Origin of the sequence: Vibrio lamellibrachiae, from assembly GCF_050337265.1 — a bacterium.
GTDB lineage: Bacteria > Pseudomonadota > Gammaproteobacteria > Enterobacterales > Vibrionaceae > Vibrio > Vibrio kyushuensis.
Window position 1 is genome coordinate 20118 of sequence record NZ_JAKJSU010000009.1, and the last position, 16908, is coordinate 37025.

Here is a 16908-nt window from a genome sequence, read left to right on the forward strand (position 1 = left end):
GAATACAGCGTGACTATCTCTTTTCAAAAGCTAAAGATCTGTACGATTAATCTATTTAACTATGTAGAGCCGCCAAATGCCTTCTATGATTTTGCCAATATTTACACGACTGAAGAGTGGCAAATAAAAACTCGTTGGTTAGCGAAAACAGTAGAAAGAATCGATGCGGATATCATCGGTTTTCAAGAAGTGTTTAGTATTGATGCATTAAAAGACACAATGCTTACTCTTGGCTATCAACATTTTGTCACGGTTGATATGCCTGACATAGAGCAAGATTATATCTATTCAAACCCTGTTCTTGCCATAGCATCTCGCTACCCTATTGAGGATGTACAACCGATTACCCTCTCTTCGCCAGTCGCAAACCATAATGCAGGTTTTGAGTTTAGTCGCTCTCCTATCCATGCCGTAATTGATATACCAAAATTAGGCGCTATTGATGTTTATGTTGTTCACTTCAAGTCACAAAGACCCAGCGAGCTTGTGTCTTCACCTGATTCTGCTGACCCATCACTGACCGAACAGTGGCTTGCTGAAAACCAGGGAAAGTGGCTTTCAACAATGCAAAGAGGCATGGAAGTTCATGTACTACATCAGCACCTTGTAGAGACAAAACAGAAACAAAAAAGGCCCTGCGTCCTCATGGGAGACTTCAATCAAAGCCTCTACAGTCCTGAATTCTACTGCCTTGTTTCAAAACACCTATTCCGTAAAAAGGAGTCGGCAGAAACATTAAAACCTTTTCACATGTACAACAGCCGAGATATTACCTTAGATGAGAGTAGCGGCTCTCATTCACCCACCTACTATGTCGGTGCAGAAGGTAAAGAGCTTGATTACATTCTGCTCTCAAGTGAATTTTCGTCCTGCTCAAACGAGTCTCTAGCAGTGGTAAATCATTACCACGTTGAAGATTCACATATTGTTAATCCGCGCTATGGGATCGACCACGTGAGCAGTGACCACGGCATTGTAACTGTCGATATTTCAATTATTTAGTTCATATTACGTTCATTATGTGGTTTAAATAGTGTTCACTTAATTGGACCAAGGAGCCAACATCACTATGAATATTACAATTAGACCGACTCGAATCGAAGATGCTGATGCTCTTTGTGAAATCTATTCTCAACCAAAAGCACAAGCTGAGACATTACAGTTACCTAACCCTTCCCTAAACATGTGGACCGACCGACTCAAGAACATGCCAACGGGAGTCTATTCATACGTTGCCGAGGTTAATGGCAAAGTTGTAGGTAATATAGGGTTTGAACACTCTCAGCGACCTCGAACACTACACTGTGCAAGTTTTGGATTAGGTGTTCATGATGAATATCACGGCAAGGGCATCGGCAGTAAGCTTATTGCAACGGTTCTTGATTTGGCAGACAACTGGTTGCAAGTCAAACGTGTTCAAATTGAAGTTAACAGTGATAATAGTGCGGCTATTGCCTGCTATAAAAAATTCGGATTTGAAGTTGAAGGTACCGCAAGGGCGGGAAGTTTTCGTCACGGCGAATTTATTGACACACTCTATATGGCTAGAGTGAAGATCTAAATTAGATCTCCTCATGAGTATTAATATGAAGAACGGATAGAAAATAGAGGTGGTGTTACTGCCTCTCGTTGCTACTTCTCAGATAATTGCTTAAGTGCCCGATCTTTTAATGACTCAGTATAAGGGTTGATCTTCCAGTGCTCTGGACTCCACCCTTTTACAAATCGCTGAAAATCTGCCCATGCGATAGAAAAAAGTGGACGCCAAGCCTGTTCAACATCCTTATGCGCCAATTCAGGTCGATACTGCTCTATTGCCGATTTCAGATACCCAAAATACTCATCAAGTAATCTATCTTCCGCGTCTGAGCATTCTTTTGGATCAACAGTACTGCTTATGAAGAGTGCGATATCTTTCATCGCACACCCTTTGCCTACATATTGGAAGTCAACTGCTGCTGCTTTTGTTCCACATTCACTAAAACAAAAATTAGCTAGCTTGGCATCACCGTGCACTAAAGTTTGATACGGAGCCTTAGTTAGCACCTGATCAAGTTTAGTCGCCGCATTTTTAAGTGCTACATCAGTCAATTTTTCGAGTTCATCTGGCCTTGTTTGTAAGTGCCAATATGTACCAGAAGGCCAAAGCCCTTCTCCTTTATGACTGATATGCTTTGCGTGAAAGTAGGCAAGCCATTTTAAGCATGCTGATATTTGCTGCTTAGTTGGAGTATTAGTAATATTTGGGAAGCCCACTTGAGCAAGGTCTTCCATTACTAGCAAATGACTTTGAGCTTGACGATCGATATAGATCGGTTTCGGAACGTAACAATGCCTATCACATAACGCGGCATAATCTTGATACCAGCGCATTTCTACAAGGTAGGAGTTCAGTTTACGCTGATGAGACCGCTTAGTATTCCAGCCCTTTGGGTGAGTAATATATTCAGGAATTTCAACACATTTAACGATGGCACTTTCATTCTGAGATCGTAAACGAACTAATTTACCGTACCCTCCCCATAACTCCTGAAGACACTCTTCCGATTCGATTTTACCCCAACCAAGTATCTCTAAGAATTTTAACTCTCTATCTATAATCAATTTTTAGATTTCCAGAACATTTTGACAAACCAGACCCAGTCAATGGGCTTTCCAAAAAGTAGTCTAAGGGCTAAAACCGAGACTTTTCACACACTTCCGTACTACCAACCATCGAAAATGATAGATTACTCTAATAATTCACTGCAATAATATATGCAATTAACAATACTAGCCGCAGAAGTTACCTTGCTGCTTTTAAACAAAAATACGACGTAAGGGATAGCTAGATGAATTCTCCACTGGCAACGGCTAATGATCAAAGAAAAAGAGCCCGTAATTTGGATGCTGTTTCTACTATCAATAGTACAGATGCACTTGAAATGGTAGAGCATGGCAGTGATCTTTCTATAGCTATCAGCACCCCTGTAGGTACGACGTTTCGATGCACGACACCGTTCATCGGTACCCACAATAACAATTTAATCTTAATCGAAATACCTAAAGTATCGAACGAAGACTTGAATTTCTTTTTCCAAGAAGGGTTTTGGGTTTTGGTTAAAGCGATTTCACCGAGAGGCGAAGGCGCTTCGATTAATTTCCGCTGTAAGCTCGTTCACTTTATCCAAGAACCAATTACCATGGTTGCGCTTTCAATACCCAGTACCATGCAAATAAAACAACTTCGTAAGGAATCTCGTTACGATGTGAATATACCGGGGAAAGTGGTTTCAGGTTCTCATAAAGGTGATTGTGAAGTTCGAGATCTGTCTAAAAGTGGATGCCGTTTCATTACTGCCCCATTAAGCAGACCTTTTCAGGTAGGTGACCAGGTCACAATCGGCATTCGAACTAGCGTTAATGCTAAGCAAGAATTTGCACCTCTGATTGGTAAGATATGCAATTTACAGCGGTCACTGCACTACGCACGTTATGGCTTAGAATTTGATGAGCGTGGACAAGAAAATGCAAAAGCGTTATTAGGTCAGCTCAAATACAACGGAACAAAACTGACATTCAAGTAGTTGATTTGAAAACGTTACACATTGACGTTCTACTTGAAATAAAGTGGCCAAATGCAAATTGCAATTGGCCATTATTTTTTAGAAAGGGATTTTGGAATTAGCCAATAAAGCTGATGTAGCTTTGAAGAATGATAAGATTGACGATATCGATAAAGAATGCACCAACAATTGGAACAACCATGAACGCTTGAGGTGATGGGCCATATTTATTCACCAATGACCCCATGTTCATTACCGCCGTTGGCGTCGCACCAAGACCAAAACCACAGTGTCCACCCGAAATTACCGCAGCATCGTAGTTTGAGCCCATCACTTTAAAAGTAATAAAGTAAGCGAATAAACCAAGGATCACAGACTGAACGGCCAATATCGTAAGGAATGGAATCGCCAGATCAAAAATATTCCACAACTTTAAACTCATCAGAGCCATCGCCAAAAAGAGGGATAGTGATACCGTACCGAGAATATCGACGGTTTCAGTATCAACCTTATGAACTTTCGTTACTTCCATAACATTGGTAATAAACACACCAATAAACAACGCATAGACGAAATCTGGGATCATCAACCACTCAATATTTAACGAACTGACCCACTGCTCCAAGTACTTAGCCCCGGTGACACAAATCAATAAGATAAAGAGTACTTCAATCACCTTTTTTGCAGTGACTTTATCTTCTTCATACTCGTTGTAAGTAACAAGTTCAGGAAAACGCTCGTGGGTATGAATTCCACTGCCATATTCTGACTCAAAGCCATGCTTTGCAATCAACTTCTGAGCGACAGGGCTGCCAATGATACCGCCTATGATCAAACCAAATGTCGCTGACGCCATTGCGATTTCAAGTGTATTCGACAGGCCATAAGTATCAGAAAACGTTTGTGACCACGCTGCACCTGTTCCATGCCCGCCAGACAATGTAATTGAACCCGCTATTAACCCCATTAAAGGATCAAGACCAAGCGCTGTAGCCAGTGTTACGCCCACGCCATTTTGAATAATGATATATACCGAAGCGATAGCAAGAAACAAAAAGACCTTTGCCCCACCTTTCATCAATTGAGTGTAGTTTGCAGCAAGCCCAACGGTACTGAAAAACATCAGCATAAAGGTATTTTGCAAAGGCAAAGAAAACGACAGATCGATGCCATTAAAGTGCATCACAGTAATCGCAATGGCAATAATCAAGCCACCAACAATGGGCTCTGGAATGTTGAACCTTTTTAGTACTGGGAGCTTATTGTTAACAAAGTGGCCTAGGAATAATACGCTGATTGCGATTAGGAAAGACTCTAGTGGCCCAACTGAAATTAATTGATTCATATAACCTCTTTCGTTGTTTCACTCATCTTCCATAACGAGTATGTACGTTTCTATAATAAGAACTAGTGCGTGTTGATGTTCTGCATTGGTCGAAAAAACATCAACCACGTCCTTCTCTATTTTAGGTGAATTTTTAGAAATCGATTCTTATCATTGCCTAAAAGAAAAATTGTTGTGTCTCTAAACGATAGTAATGTGGACGGACAGCTAAAAGAAAAGAGCCGCATTATGAAACAATTAGAGCGCCATTGTCTAATTTTGTTAAATAGTACGTCGATATAGTCGTCACTAAGCGGGGATTAGTAGCAAAAAAAATGGCCAACCGCAATGTCGCGATTGGCCGATATATATTGTGAACAAAAAATTCACTAACAACGTCAGTTGGCTAGGTGACCCTCGGCTTAAGAAGGGTCGAACTAAGTAATGCAGTTAGCGTGCCAAGAATATAACCTTAAAAAAGCAGCACTAGATCGCATAAACTTCAATTTTGTGCAGCACTGTTTGCATACTGCATTTGCAAAATGCAACAAGAAGCAAAATGCTATTCCATTAATTGCTTATTAATAGATTACGTATTATCTGGGTATATTGAAATTTAACCTAGGCAACAATTTTCATTTCTAGCTAGTCGCTTATTTTCATACACTTTCGACACAGAATTTGTATACTGCGTAAAATCATTAATTACTCAGTTTCACGATGAACTATTTCACTACATTTCTAAAAGGCATGGCGATGGGGGCTGCAGATGTCGTCCCTGGTGTTTCTGGTGGCACAATCGCATTCATCACCGGAATTTACGATACACTTCTTGAGAGTATTCGTAGGATAAATCCCACAGCAATAGGGATTTGGAAACGAGAAGGATTCACAGCCGCGTTTGCTCATATTAATGGCTTATTTTTAATCGCTCTTTTTGGTGGTGTACTAACAAGTATTGCGACCTTAGCGAAGCTCATTTCATGGCTGCTAGAAACACACCCGATTCCATTATGGTCTTTCTTTTTTGGCTTAATATTGGTGTCGATCTTTCATATTCTTAAACAAATTGAAAAACGTTCACTATCTCGCTTAGTTTTCATGTTGCTTGGGGTAGCGTTCGCCTACAGCATTACGGTTCTACATCCTTTGCAGCTTGAAGTCACAAACTTCAACATCTTATTAGCTGGTGCTATCGCCATTTGTGCAATGATTTTACCGGGAATTTCAGGCAGTTTTATTCTATTACTTATCGGTATGTACACGCCGGTATTAGCAGCAGTAAAGTCATTCCAACTTGATGTTCTTATGTTATTTCTTTCTGGTTGTGTGATTGGCTTACTCAGCTTTTCTCACCTATTGTCGAAGCTGCTCAATTCATTCAGAGACTTAACATTAATCTTCTTAACAGGGTTAATGATGGGGACTTTGCCTAAAATATGGCCTTGGAAGGAAACTCTTTCTTGGCGCACCAACTCGAGTGGTGAACAAGTGCCTTTAATCGAGCAAAACTTATCACCATTGAACTACGAATCCAATACATCAGAGCCTGCTCAGTTGATTATCTCTGTTGTGATGATGCTTTGTGCGATAGCTCTCGTGCTTGGGCTTGAAAAATTTGGCGAGAAAAACGACATTTAGCCATCTAATTGCGGAGTATTTTATACTCCGCATGATTGTTAGCACATTTTTATAATAGTCTTAAAATTCATATTTATAAGCATGCTAATATCCACCTCTCATAGAGTAATGATATGGATATTCTTATGCATCCCGCGTTAAAAGTTACTGCTGTCGTGGCCGCGCTTGTCATTGGTTTTTTTGCTAATGACCTTCGTCAACTCGTCTCTTCGCCTGCTACGGCATCAACCGCCCCTGCACAATCTCCACCGCCATCAGTCGATGACTATTGCTTTGTCTCAACCCAATCTTGTGAGCAAAACAAAATAGTCATGACACTCGATAAAGATACTGCTCAACCATTAGTCCCCACCACGTTCACTGTTCATTGGGAAGACGCTCAAGCAGAGAGTTTAATACTCGATATGAAGGGGTTAGAGATGGACATGGGTTCTGTAAAGTATCTACTTAAACCAACTCAAGAAAACATCTATCAAGCTGAAATCATGCTACCCATTTGTACCACTCAAAAGATGACCTGGGTAGGCACATTAACTGATGGTTCACAAACTGTATTTCCAGCAATAAGGATTGAACGATGAACAAAAACTGGTCGCTATTACTTGTCGTTGCATTCGTCTTAGGCATCGCAATCAACAGTTACATTACGCAACAGGCAGAAGTCGAGGATAACAAGACTGAAAGCGTGAATAACGGAACTACAGAGCCTACGATCTTTTTTGGCGAAGGTGGTAAAGCTGTCGATATTTTTGACACACAAGATAACCGGATAAGAGTCATTTACTTCGGTTTTACTCGCTGTCCTGATGTATGCCCTACCTCTTTAGCTATGTTAGCAGGTGCGCTCAATGAATTAGATGAGCCATCAAAAGAGCAACTTAGACCACTGTTTATTTCACTTGATCCAGAAAGAGATCAAGCAGAAACGGCGTATAAATATGCTCAATATTTTAACCCAATGATCGAAGGGTTATCTGCTCCAGTCTCAGTAACTACCGATCTAGCTCATAACTATGGTGTTATTTTTCGAAAAACAGAGTTAGAGAACTCAGAACTCGGCTATACCATAGACCATAGTTCCTATTTCTATTTCACAAAGCCCGATGGGACATTATTAACCAAAGTTCCACATACCCTATCGCCAGCCCCCCTAGTTGAGGCGATAAAACAATTACAGACCAAATAACAAAAGAAAAACAACCCTATAGGATATTAGTCACATGAAATTGAAAACTGCGATTCTTTGTAGCCTTATTGCTTGCCCATTTAGCTATGCAACTGCAGATACAACCGCTACTGACTCAGCACCTCATGACATGGGCGCTAAGGAAATGGCGACGATGGACATGAATGTTATGGCTCACCACCCCTATGCTCGAGCTACGGCTCCAGGAGCTGTTAATAGTGCCATATTTGCCCACTTAATGAACCACGGTAAAACAGATCAAGTTCTTGTGAGTGCAACAACTGAAGCTGCAGGCAAAGTGGAATTACATGATGTGATTAAAGACGGCGATATGATGAAAATGCGCCAGATCGATCAACTAACCATCCCTGCAGACGGTATGGTTGAACTTAAACCGGGTAGCTTACATATTATGTTGTTCGATCTTAAACAGCCATTGGTTGAAGGCGAAACGATTGACGTTGAACTAAACTTTAAGAACGGTGAGAAGTACACTTTTACTGCACCAATCAAAAAAGTGATGTCGGGTATGAAACATCACTAAGCTAAGTATTCACACTGATTACAGCTAGACAATAGTAAGAGGGGGCAGAAATGTCTCCTCTTATTTTTTGTTCGTCATATTTTCACTTTTATACGCATTTAAACAGTCACGCCTAAAGAACGAACAAAGCAGAAGACTAAACAACCAAAAAGCAACACCCATTTAGCGTTAAAATTCACAACAAACACAAAACCACAACATTTATCACCATTCTGAAATTATTCCTAGACATAAAATATTGCGTATATATTATTGACCCGCCCAATAAAGCAATCCATATAATCACAATAAAACATACTTATTAGTCACAGGAATGATTATGCAAAGCAACAACATTTTTGCCCGTTTCGCCAGAGGTAATCTGGTTTTACAAATTCTTGCCGGAATCGTACTCGGTGTACTTCTAGCCACAATCTCTCCAGATGCAGCCAAAAGTGCTGGTCTACTGGGAAGCTTGTTTGTTGGTGCATTGAAAGCTGTCGCCCCAATTTTGGTATTCATTTTAGTTGCAGCTTCTATTGCCAATCAGAAAAAAAATCAGCACACGCACATGCGCCCAATCATCGTTCTTTATTTGATTGGTACGTTAACAGCCGCATTAACTGCTGTGGTTCTTAGCTTCATGTTCCCGACGACATTAACATTAGTCGCAGGCCCAGTTGGAGCAACACCACCTCAAGGTATTGCAGAAGTCCTCAATACTCTACTGTTCAAAGTTGTCGATAACCCTGTTAGTGCATTGATGAATGCTAACTACATCGGCATTTTGGCATGGGCTATTGCTCTAGGTTTAGCTCTTCATCATGCATCAGCAACAACTAAAGCTGTTTTTGAAGATCTTAGCCACGGCGTGTCGCAAATCGTGCGCTTTATCATTCGCCTCGCACCGTTCGGCATTTTTGGTTTAGTGTCTGTGACTTTTGCGACCACTGGCTTTGCAGCTTTAGCAAGCTACGGTCAACTGGTTCTTGTGCTATTAAGTGCAATGGCATTTATCGCGTTGGTTGTTAACCCAATCATTGTCTACGTGAAAACCAAAGAGAACCCGTACCCACTTGTATTACAGTGTCTAAGAGAGAGCGGAGTTACAGCATTTTTCACTCGCTCGAGTGCTGCAAACATTCCAGTAAACATGGCTCTCTGTGAAAAGCTAAAGCTTGATGAAGATACATATTCAGTATCTATTCCACTGGGTGCAACAATCAACATGGCTGGCGCAGCAATTACAATTACAGTACTTACACTTGCTGCTGTTCATACTGTCGGCATCGAAATTGATATCATGACGGCATTATTGCTAAGTGTTGTAGCTGCCGTATCTGCTTGTGGTGCTTCTGGTGTTGCAGGTGGTTCGCTGCTGCTAATTCCTCTTGCATGTGGTCTTTTTGGTATTCCGAATGAAGTCGCGATGCAAGTTGTTGCTGTTGGCTTTATCATAGGCGTTATCCAAGATTCAGCTGAAACAGCACTTAATAGCTCAACAGATGTTGTCTTCACAGCGGCTGTTTGTAAAGCCGAACAAAAGCGAGCGTAACTTAGTTTGTTTAGGGACGTTTGTTTAGGACCGTTTGTTCAAGAGCGATGGTTTAAGAGCACTTAAACAGTTCTACAGTTAGCCAAAAATCCCTATCAACGTTGTTGATGGGGATTTTTTATTGAAGTAATGATACACATTTCCTTCGTCTAAAATCGGCATCAATTTATGGTGACTCCCGATCCGCTACACCAAGTTATAATCGGATAAACAGTATTTACTTCATCACCATTATCTCCATCCTATTTGTTATCGTCGGCGTTTCATTTAGAACCGCTTGGTTTTATTGAGCATTTTAGGAGGACATTGGCTACAAACTGTAAACAAAATCATCATCAATACATTTACAATTCAAATGAATGCATCAACACTAAGAGTTATGATTTATTAAAGTGCTTAATGACTTCGCTCTTGGGAGATGAGATGCGCCTAAAAGTATTCAAACGAAAAGTAAAAGACAAACTGTTTGGTAAAACAACCAATACTGCATTGGATGTACAATTGCTTGAGATGGCAGATGCTCGCATGGGGGCTATGTACATGCTTGCCAACACAGATGTTAATAAGGTCTCTTCTTTTTCTAATGGGCATCTCTTTGACAACTTTGTTATTGGTGCGGAGCCACTTAGTGACCTCAAATCTGTTTCAATGGGATTACTGAACAAAACCGATGCCGTAGCGAAACTACAACAATCCAAAGTGGGGAAATCGGTTACTAAAGCCGTCACCGTTGTGGGAGAAGCAACATCAGTGGTTATTGCTAAGGTCAAACAGATCATCTCTGAATTCTTTCGCATGTTAGTCAGCAAAGTTAAAATGGTTTATGGCGATGCGCTTTACGGGGCAGAGTGGTTTGCTGAATTTGGCGCTTGGTTAACCGCTGAGTTCGCAGGAAACTTTTCTAGTTTCATACCCGGTTGGGGCTATGTTCAAAGCGCATCTGACATCTACTCTGGCGTAAAACAAGCGGCGTTCAAGTCACGCGATTTGGTGTCGCAATATTACGCAGGTCGAGGCGTTGAACTACTTGGCGGGCACCCAAGTATTATCGCCAATGCACTTGCTCGCCACTCAGCTTCCGGCCTTATGGGTGGCTTGAAAAACGCTGCTGTTGGGGTAACCAAAATTGGTTTGGAAGCTGCGGGAGACGCTTTCGCTGGAGCCGGTATGCTCGTCAGCGTAATTACTGGGCTGTTTGAGCGAATTGTAAAACTGGTTGATTACATGGTCCAGCGTTCGTTAGTTGGTAAGGTTTTAAAACGAGCCAAAACTGAATGGGTAAACCGTGACTCAATGTCGAGCTTAGTTAAAGATCACAAACGCTTTTCGGAGTGGTTCCAAAATGCAGTAATTACAACCCCTATTATCGCCGCTCTGGTGATGGGTAGCGGCTTTGTCGCGCACCCCTATAAGTTCATCCAACTACTCACCCCTAATTTGGCCGTAGTCTCTCAAGGAGAGTTCAATAAAGGTGTCGTCTATATCGAAAAGCTCAAATCACTCTCTACCGGATATGTTCAGGAATATATTGAAGGATATTCGGTTGCTTTCACAAGCACAGACGGTGTTATCAATGCACGGCTTAAAGAGCTATCGGAAGGCAAAGGGATATTAGATGGGCATGAAATCGCCGTGTCTGGCTCTACGCCTTAACTAATTGCTTCTTGCTGCTATCGCGATTAGCAGAAACTGATTTGCTTATAGTCAGCTAATTAATTAACCTGTATTTTCAAAGCTTAATTGATAAGGACATCAAATGAAAAGAATCGCGCTGTTACTTTTTCTCGCTACACAACTTATGGCTTGTACTGAAGTCGGCAGTGAAGCATGGTGTGAAAATATGGAAGAGACACCTAAAGGCGATTGGACAGCAAATGAAGCTGGCGATTATGCCAAGCACTGTGTATTTTAATGCTCCAAGCAAAGATTCCTAAATTAAAAATGGACCCTAATGGGTCCATTTTTCTAACATATTTTGTATATTTAGACCTTAAACTGATAAACAAGCGCTTTGAGTTCTTCTGATTTCTGTTCTAACTCACGCGCAGACATCGCAGCGACACTGGCTTGCTCATTGGCACTACGTGAGACGCTTGAAACAGATTCAACATTTTTACTGACCTCACTGCTTGCTTGAGATTGTTCCTCAGCGGCCGCAGCAATACTATCGATCATAGTCGCCACCTCTTGAGCTCCACTTACAATTTCACCCAAACTCACCCCGGCTTTCTGGGCCATTTCTAGCCCTTCTTTTACATGGGCAGTCCCTGACTCCATTCCCTTAACCGCCGTTTGTGTTTCACTTTGAATTGCTTCAATGGACTGGGCAATTTCCTTAGTCGCTGATGTAGTTCGATCCGCTAAAGTCCGCACTTCATCGGCCACGACAGCAAACCCTCGTCCAGCCTCTCCCGCCCTTGCAGCTTCAATAGCGGCATTTAAAGCCAAAAGGTTAGTCTGCTCCGCAATATCATTAATGACCCCAATAATTTCACCAATTTTCGATCCACGTTTTCCTAGTTCAAGAACGCTGTTGGAAGACGCTGAGACCGCATCATCAATTGAGTTCATTCCATCTATGGTGTTTTTAACTATTTCTCCTCCGGAATTGGCTGTCACACCTGCATTTTGTGCACTGGTTGTAGCCTCTGCTGATTTAAGAGCAACTTCTTGAATACTCAGTGACATTTGATCAATCGACGAAGATATTTGAGTCACCTGATCTGCTTGATCCGTCAGCTCATTGACCATGCTGTCATTAGCTTGGGTAATTGATTTTGCTCCTTCAGCGACATCTTCTGTGGTACTCAATACCTCTTTCATCGCCCGGTTTGTTCGATGCACCGCTTGGTTATAACTTTCAGCCATTTGGCCTAGTTCATCTTGAGAATCAACAATGATCGTTGTGGTGAGATCACCTTTTGCGAGAGCTGACAGCCCTTTGGCCACTTCACTGACGGGTCCTGTAATTGATTTTAGAATCACCCATGAAACAGATACGCCCAACACGATTGCCATCAACATACCCACTAAAATTGTTCGATTGGTATTACTTGAAGCCCCTTCAGCCGCAGCTTGTCGCTCGATCATTAAGGTATTTTCAATGCTAATAAATTCAGCAATTTGGCCACGGAATTTATCGAAATACACTTTACCTCTCGCTTCTCCAACTAAAGCTGCCATGTCGTTCATTGATTTGGCGTCGCCTATTTCGGTTCGAAGCGCAATATTGTGATCGACAACATTCGTTTGCCAATCTGTAATATTTTTTAGCATCTCATTGAGTAGTTTCACTTGTTCAGCGTTGTCTGATACTGTTTCCTTTTGGCTAGTAATCAAAGATTCAAATTTTTGTTTACCTTGTTTATATGGGTCTAAAAACTCAGGTTTCCCTGCAAGCAAATATCCCCGCATTCCTGTTTCCATATCCACGGCTGAGGCCAAAATATCTTGAGCCGTATTGATCACTTTATAGGTATGGTTCACCCAATTGCTGGCTTCTTCAATCGAATCCAAATACTGTCCAATTTGCTGAAATTGCTGTGGGTTAAAACCACTTTCTTGATTCACTTTGCCTAGTAATTTGAACGTTAACGAGAAGTTCTTTTGATTATTTATCGAACGCTCTTCTAACAGCCTTTGTTCTCTATCTATAAATAAACTTATTTGGTCTCGGAATTTATCAAAATATACTTTACCCCGAGCTTCTGCTACTAGGTCTGCGATGTCGTCCATGGTTTTCGCATCACCAATATCACGACGCAACTGAATAGCTGGCTCAGTCACGTTGTTTATCCAATCATTAATATTACTCTCAATATCGGAAAGCCGGTTTACCTGAGCTGGGTTATCACTCACCGTTTGCTTTAATTGACTCACTCGCTCAGTAAACGCGGCTCTTCCCCCTACATAGGGGGCAAGGAAATCTTCTTTACCAGCTAACAGAAACCCTCTCATTCCCGTCTCCATATCAACCGCAGCCGCCTCTATTTTCATCGCATGCTGAATCACCTTATGAGTATGATCAACCATGCCACTTGATTCGACTTGAGAGTTAGAGCTAGAAATAGCAAGAAAAGAGAGAAGGACTAGCAAAACCAGAGGTATACCGGTTCCGAAGGCTATTTTGTAACGTAATGCGAGGTTTTTAAAAAACATACTAAATGTCCCTATTGTATCTATTACCTTTCCGATCAGCAGGGACGGACACTTAACTCATTTAAAAGCCTCAGATAGGTAGATAAACCCAAAATAAGTACATAAGCCCTTTCCAACTGAATTACTATGTTTGTAATCTTTATACTTAGTTATAGGTCGCTAATCTCAATAAATCGAGCTACGTTACAAACAAAGGAGTACTTTGACAGTGGCCATATTCACACTCAGGACTGTTGCCTCTTTTCCATATTACGTATACTTGCCACACTAAAAATTGTTGAGCCTTGCACTATGATTACCCTCCACACCAATTTTGGTGATGTTTGTATTGAATTAAACACAGCCACAGCACCTGTCAGCGCCAAAAACTTTCTTAGATACTGCCAAGAGGGCTTTTATGAAGGGACCATTTTTCACCGAGTTATCTCGGGCTTTATGATTCAAGGAGGTGGTTTTACTGAAGAGCTTTCAGAAAAACCAACGCGAATCGCCATAGTGAATGAAGCGAATCGAGGTTTAAAAAATCTAACGGGTACCATTGCGATGGCGCGTACCGAGTCACCCCACTCCGCCACGTCAGAGTTTTTTATCAACTTGGCTGATAATGATTTTCTAGATCATACCGCCACGACTAATAAAGGCTGGGGATACGCTGTTTTTGGAAAGGTATCAGTAGGAATGGAGGTTGTACATAGTATTGCTTCAGTCCCAACCACATCAATTAAGGGTCACGACGATGTTCCGACTGAAGCGGTAATCATTGAACGAGTAACGATGACTTAAACGTAATAAATACCCGTAGAGTTAACGAGTTACGACAAAATCTTCACACTCTTTCTAACAGCAAGCGTTGGTTCAAGTTGGACAACGATCGCTTCACTTGACTCTTTCTCTAGTTTCTTCAATAACGTCTCTATTGCCGCTTTACCTAACCGATATTTAGGTTGATGAATAGTGGTAAGCGAAGGGGTCATATATTTTGCAATATGGATATCATCGTACCCTATGATGGAGACATCTTGAGGAATCTTGATACCATTCTCATTTGCCGCATTAATAACGCCCATCGCCATCATATCGTTACTCACAAAAATAGCGCTCGGTAGAGCTCCTTTTGCTTTCATAGTATTGAAAGCCGCATAGCCACCATCACATTCAAAATCGGCTTCCACTATCCAGTTGGGGTTAATTTCAATCCCAGCTTCGTTTAAGGCACGCTTATAACCTTCATAACGCATCTGTGCCTGATGCCTAATTAGTGGTCCAGTAATACAGCCAATCTCTTTATGGCCAGACTCAATAAGGTACTTAGCCGCCATGTATCCGCCACGCAAGGAGTTGTCTTGTATTTTGTCACTGGTAAATAGCATTGGCCCCCAATCCATCACAACAACAGGAATATCAGGGTAACGTTCAAAAACGTCTATTCGTTCACCTTCAAGGGTCGAACACATAAGAATAACGCCATCAACACGCTTTTGTAGCAACGTATTGATCGACGCTTTCATGCGTTCGCTATCACCTTCGGTATTGCACAGGATAAGGTTGTAGCCTTCTTGGTAGCAACTACGCTCAACCCCTTTTACCACTTCACCAAAGAAAGGGTTTGTTGAGGTGGTAACAAGCATTCCAATGGTTTTAGTCCGGTTCATTTTAAGGCTGCGAGCTAAGGCTGATGGCGCATAATTTAGCTCGTTGGCAGCCTTATTCACTCGTTCTGAAATTTCTTCACTCACATAGCGAGACTTATTGATCACATGGCTTACAGTTGAAGTGGATACGCTAGCTAATCTTGCAATGTCTTTCATTGTCGCCATGGAACATTCCTTGTGAGTAATAAAATGTGACTAACACTCTATTCTTTGAGTCTAGGGTTGAGTTTAAGGTTAACTCTCTCGCTACGCTCTTTCACGGAGAAAGGCATCAACCTCTTCTCTGCTCGGGATAGACGTTTGCGCGCCAAAACGCGTAACAGAAATCGCAGCTGCAGCGTGTGCAAACTTAATCGCTGATTCTAAAGGCATATCTTCCAATAAACCAGTGACTAGTGCCCCATTAAACGTATCTCCCGCTGCCGTCGTGTCTGTTACATCAACTTTAAAGCCCGGAATCAATTCACCACGACCACTTCCTTTCGAACAAGAGCGGCTCACCCAAACGCCCTTAGCACCCAAGGTAATCATCACTATTTCAATGCCTTTACCATGCAATACGTTAGCGGCTTCCTGCGCTGAATCATTGTCTGTTACCGTTATTCCGGTGAGTACTTCGGCTTCGGTTTCATTAGGGGTTATAACATCAACACACGCTAATAGACTCTCTGGAAGCTCACGTGCTGGTGCAGGGTTTAGAATAACTTGAGTACAAGCCTCTTTAGCAAACTGCGCTGCTTTTTCAATACCGTCTAGGGGCGTTTCGAGCTGCGTAAGTAGATACTTTGCATGTCGAATATTGTTTAGATCAGGTTCAATTGCTTCAGCGCTTAACTTGGCGTTAGCTTCTGCAGAGATACAAATGCTATTTTCACCACTATCCGAAACCTGAATCATCGCAATGCCTGTTGGGCAGTTCGGCTGCATTTTTACACCCGAGATATTGATTCCATCTAACTTGAAGCTCTCACGAATGTTGATACCAAACGCATCATCACCAACACACGCGATGAAACCAATATCGGCGTTCAATCTAGCTGCGGCAACCGCTTGGTTTGCCCCTTTTCCACCTGGGATAACTTGATAACGACGACCATGAAGCGTCTCGCCTGGGCGAGGAAATGAAGGCACTTGAAGAACATGGTCAGCGTTTACACTACCTAATACCACTAACTTATTCATACGGTTATCCTCGGTTCTCTAAGAACCTAATTTGAGTAAGAAAAATACAGAGTGAGAATTCACTCGAAAACTGATGTTTGTATGCTCTCTAGAACTAGATATGTCGCTGTTTAAAAACACCTAAACATCAATTTTGCTCTCC

At 41.7% G+C, this 16908-nt stretch carries 16 protein-coding genes; 11 read left to right on the forward strand and 5 right to left on the reverse strand.

Annotated elements, in window-relative coordinates; translation table 11 throughout:
* Positions 1–9 precede the first annotated feature (9 nt).
* Together L4C54_RS15170 and L4C54_RS15175 are read left to right on the forward strand one after the other, a co-directional pair.
* Positions 10–1002 (forward strand): endonuclease/exonuclease/phosphatase family protein, encoded by a 993-nt coding sequence (locus tag L4C54_RS15170; RefSeq protein WP_428808832.1) that lies wholly within the window; start codon positions 10–12, stop codon positions 1000–1002.
* 67 nt (positions 1003–1069) lie between these two features.
* Complete coding sequence (locus L4C54_RS15175) at positions 1070–1561, forward strand: GNAT family N-acetyltransferase (RefSeq protein ID WP_428808833.1); 492 nt, start codon at positions 1070–1072, stop codon at positions 1559–1561.
* Between the two features lie 71 nt (positions 1562–1632).
* Here L4C54_RS15175 and L4C54_RS15180 read toward each other — a convergent pair whose 3' ends face one another.
* Entirely contained in the window at positions 1633–2571 is a 939-nt protein-coding gene (locus tag L4C54_RS15180; RefSeq protein ID WP_428809050.1) for a phosphotransferase, read from the reverse strand.
* 260 nt (positions 2572–2831) lie between these two features.
* Between L4C54_RS15180 and L4C54_RS15185 the strand changes: the two genes are divergently transcribed.
* The gene (locus L4C54_RS15185) at positions 2832–3566 is read left to right on the forward strand and encodes a PilZ domain-containing protein (protein ID WP_428808834.1); all 735 of its coding nucleotides are present in this window, start codon (positions 2832–2834) and stop codon (positions 3564–3566) included.
* Positions 3567–3663: 97 nt separating this feature from the next.
* Here the strand turns inward: L4C54_RS15185 and gltS are convergent, their stop codons facing one another.
* Positions 3664–4890, reverse strand: a complete 1227-nt coding sequence (gene gltS / locus L4C54_RS15190) for a sodium/glutamate symporter (RefSeq protein WP_428808835.1) — start codon at positions 4888–4890, stop codon at positions 3664–3666.
* Between the two features lie 699 nt (positions 4891–5589).
* On the opposite strand from gltS, the gene L4C54_RS15195 reads away from it, so the two are divergent.
* The 7 genes from L4C54_RS15195 (at position 5590) to L4C54_RS15225 (ending at position 11686) form a co-directional block, all read left to right on the forward strand.
* Positions 5590–6510: a polyprenyl-phosphate transporter gene (locus tag L4C54_RS15195; RefSeq protein WP_428808836.1), complete on the forward strand. Its 921-nt coding sequence runs from the start codon at positions 5590–5592 to the stop codon at positions 6508–6510.
* Positions 6511–6635: 125 nt separating this feature from the next.
* Positions 6636–7091 (forward strand): hypothetical protein, encoded by a 456-nt coding sequence (locus tag L4C54_RS15200; protein ID WP_428809051.1) that lies wholly within the window; start codon positions 6636–6638, stop codon positions 7089–7091.
* Positions 7088–7696: an SCO family protein gene (locus L4C54_RS15205; RefSeq protein ID WP_428803521.1), complete on the forward strand. Its 609-nt coding sequence runs from the start codon at positions 7088–7090 to the stop codon at positions 7694–7696. Before L4C54_RS15200 ends, L4C54_RS15205 begins: the two co-directional genes overlap by 4 nt.
* A 34-nt stretch (positions 7697–7730) precedes the next feature.
* Entirely contained in the window at positions 7731–8240 is a 510-nt protein-coding gene (locus tag L4C54_RS15210; RefSeq protein ID WP_428808837.1) for a copper chaperone PCu(A)C, read from the forward strand.
* Positions 8241–8559: 319 nt separating this feature from the next.
* Positions 8560–9774 (forward strand): serine/threonine transporter SstT, encoded by a 1215-nt coding sequence (gene sstT / locus L4C54_RS15215; RefSeq protein WP_428808838.1) that lies wholly within the window; start codon positions 8560–8562, stop codon positions 9772–9774.
* Positions 9775–10197: 423 nt separating this feature from the next.
* Positions 10198–11427, forward strand: coding sequence for a hypothetical protein (locus L4C54_RS15220; protein ID WP_428808839.1), 1230 nt, complete (start codon positions 10198–10200; stop codon positions 11425–11427).
* A gap of 103 nt (positions 11428–11530) precedes the next feature.
* On the forward strand, positions 11531–11686 hold the full coding sequence (locus L4C54_RS15225; RefSeq protein ID WP_428803525.1) for a DUF3012 domain-containing protein: 156 nt from the start codon (positions 11531–11533) through the stop codon (positions 11684–11686).
* A gap of 71 nt (positions 11687–11757) precedes the next feature.
* Here the strand turns inward: L4C54_RS15225 and L4C54_RS15230 are convergent, their stop codons facing one another.
* Positions 11758–13932: a CHASE3 domain-containing protein gene (locus L4C54_RS15230; protein ID WP_428808840.1), complete on the reverse strand. Its 2175-nt coding sequence runs from the start codon at positions 13930–13932 to the stop codon at positions 11758–11760.
* Positions 13933–14223: 291 nt separating this feature from the next.
* Between L4C54_RS15230 and L4C54_RS15235 the strand changes: the two genes are divergently transcribed.
* Complete coding sequence (locus tag L4C54_RS15235; RefSeq protein ID WP_428808841.1) at positions 14224–14715, forward strand: peptidylprolyl isomerase; 492 nt, start codon at positions 14224–14226, stop codon at positions 14713–14715.
* Positions 14716–14744: 29 nt separating this feature from the next.
* On the opposite strand, the gene L4C54_RS15240 is transcribed toward L4C54_RS15235, so the two are convergent.
* Together L4C54_RS15240 and rbsK are read right to left on the reverse strand one after the other, a co-directional pair.
* Positions 14745–15749: a substrate-binding domain-containing protein gene (locus L4C54_RS15240; RefSeq protein WP_428808842.1), complete on the reverse strand. Its 1005-nt coding sequence runs from the start codon at positions 15747–15749 to the stop codon at positions 14745–14747.
* 81 nt (positions 15750–15830) lie between these two features.
* Positions 15831–16766 carry a ribokinase gene (rbsK, locus tag L4C54_RS15245; RefSeq protein ID WP_428808843.1) on the reverse strand — a complete coding sequence of 312 codons (936 nt, stop codon included), beginning with the start codon at positions 16764–16766 and terminating at the stop codon, positions 15831–15833.
* Positions 16767–16908 lie beyond the last annotated feature (142 nt).

Bases quoted from the DNA above. Each gene is read 5' to 3' on its own strand.
- L4C54_RS15200 (WP_428809051.1), top strand. From the start codon at position 6,636: ATGCATCCCGCGTTAAAAGTTACTGCTGTCGTGGCCGCGCTTGTCATT.
- L4C54_RS15235 (WP_428808841.1), top strand. From the start codon at position 14,224: ATGATTACCCTCCACACCAATTTTGGTGATGTTTGTATTGAATTAAAC.
- L4C54_RS15230 (WP_428808840.1), bottom strand. From the start codon at position 13,932: ATGTTTTTTAAAAACCTCGCATTACGTTACAAAATAGCCTTCGGAACC.
- L4C54_RS15210 (WP_428808837.1), top strand. From the start codon at position 7,731: ATGAAATTGAAAACTGCGATTCTTTGTAGCCTTATTGCTTGCCCATTT.
- L4C54_RS15195 (WP_428808836.1), top strand. From the start codon at position 5,590: ATGAACTATTTCACTACATTTCTAAAAGGCATGGCGATGGGGGCTGCA.
- L4C54_RS15240 (WP_428808842.1), bottom strand. From the start codon at position 15,749: ATGGCGACAATGAAAGACATTGCAAGATTAGCTAGCGTATCCACTTCA.
- sstT (WP_428808838.1), top strand. From the start codon at position 8,560: ATGCAAAGCAACAACATTTTTGCCCGTTTCGCCAGAGGTAATCTGGTT.
- L4C54_RS15205 (WP_428803521.1), top strand. From the start codon at position 7,088: ATGAACAAAAACTGGTCGCTATTACTTGTCGTTGCATTCGTCTTAGGC.
- L4C54_RS15175 (WP_428808833.1), top strand. From the start codon at position 1,070: ATGAATATTACAATTAGACCGACTCGAATCGAAGATGCTGATGCTCTT.
- L4C54_RS15220 (WP_428808839.1), top strand. From the start codon at position 10,198: ATGCGCCTAAAAGTATTCAAACGAAAAGTAAAAGACAAACTGTTTGGT.
- L4C54_RS15225 (WP_428803525.1), top strand. From the start codon at position 11,531: ATGAAAAGAATCGCGCTGTTACTTTTTCTCGCTACACAACTTATGGCT.
- L4C54_RS15185 (WP_428808834.1), top strand. From the start codon at position 2,832: ATGAATTCTCCACTGGCAACGGCTAATGATCAAAGAAAAAGAGCCCGT.
- gltS (WP_428808835.1), bottom strand. From the start codon at position 4,890: ATGAATCAATTAATTTCAGTTGGGCCACTAGAGTCTTTCCTAATCGCA.
- rbsK (WP_428808843.1), bottom strand. From the start codon at position 16,766: ATGAATAAGTTAGTGGTATTAGGTAGTGTAAACGCTGACCATGTTCTT.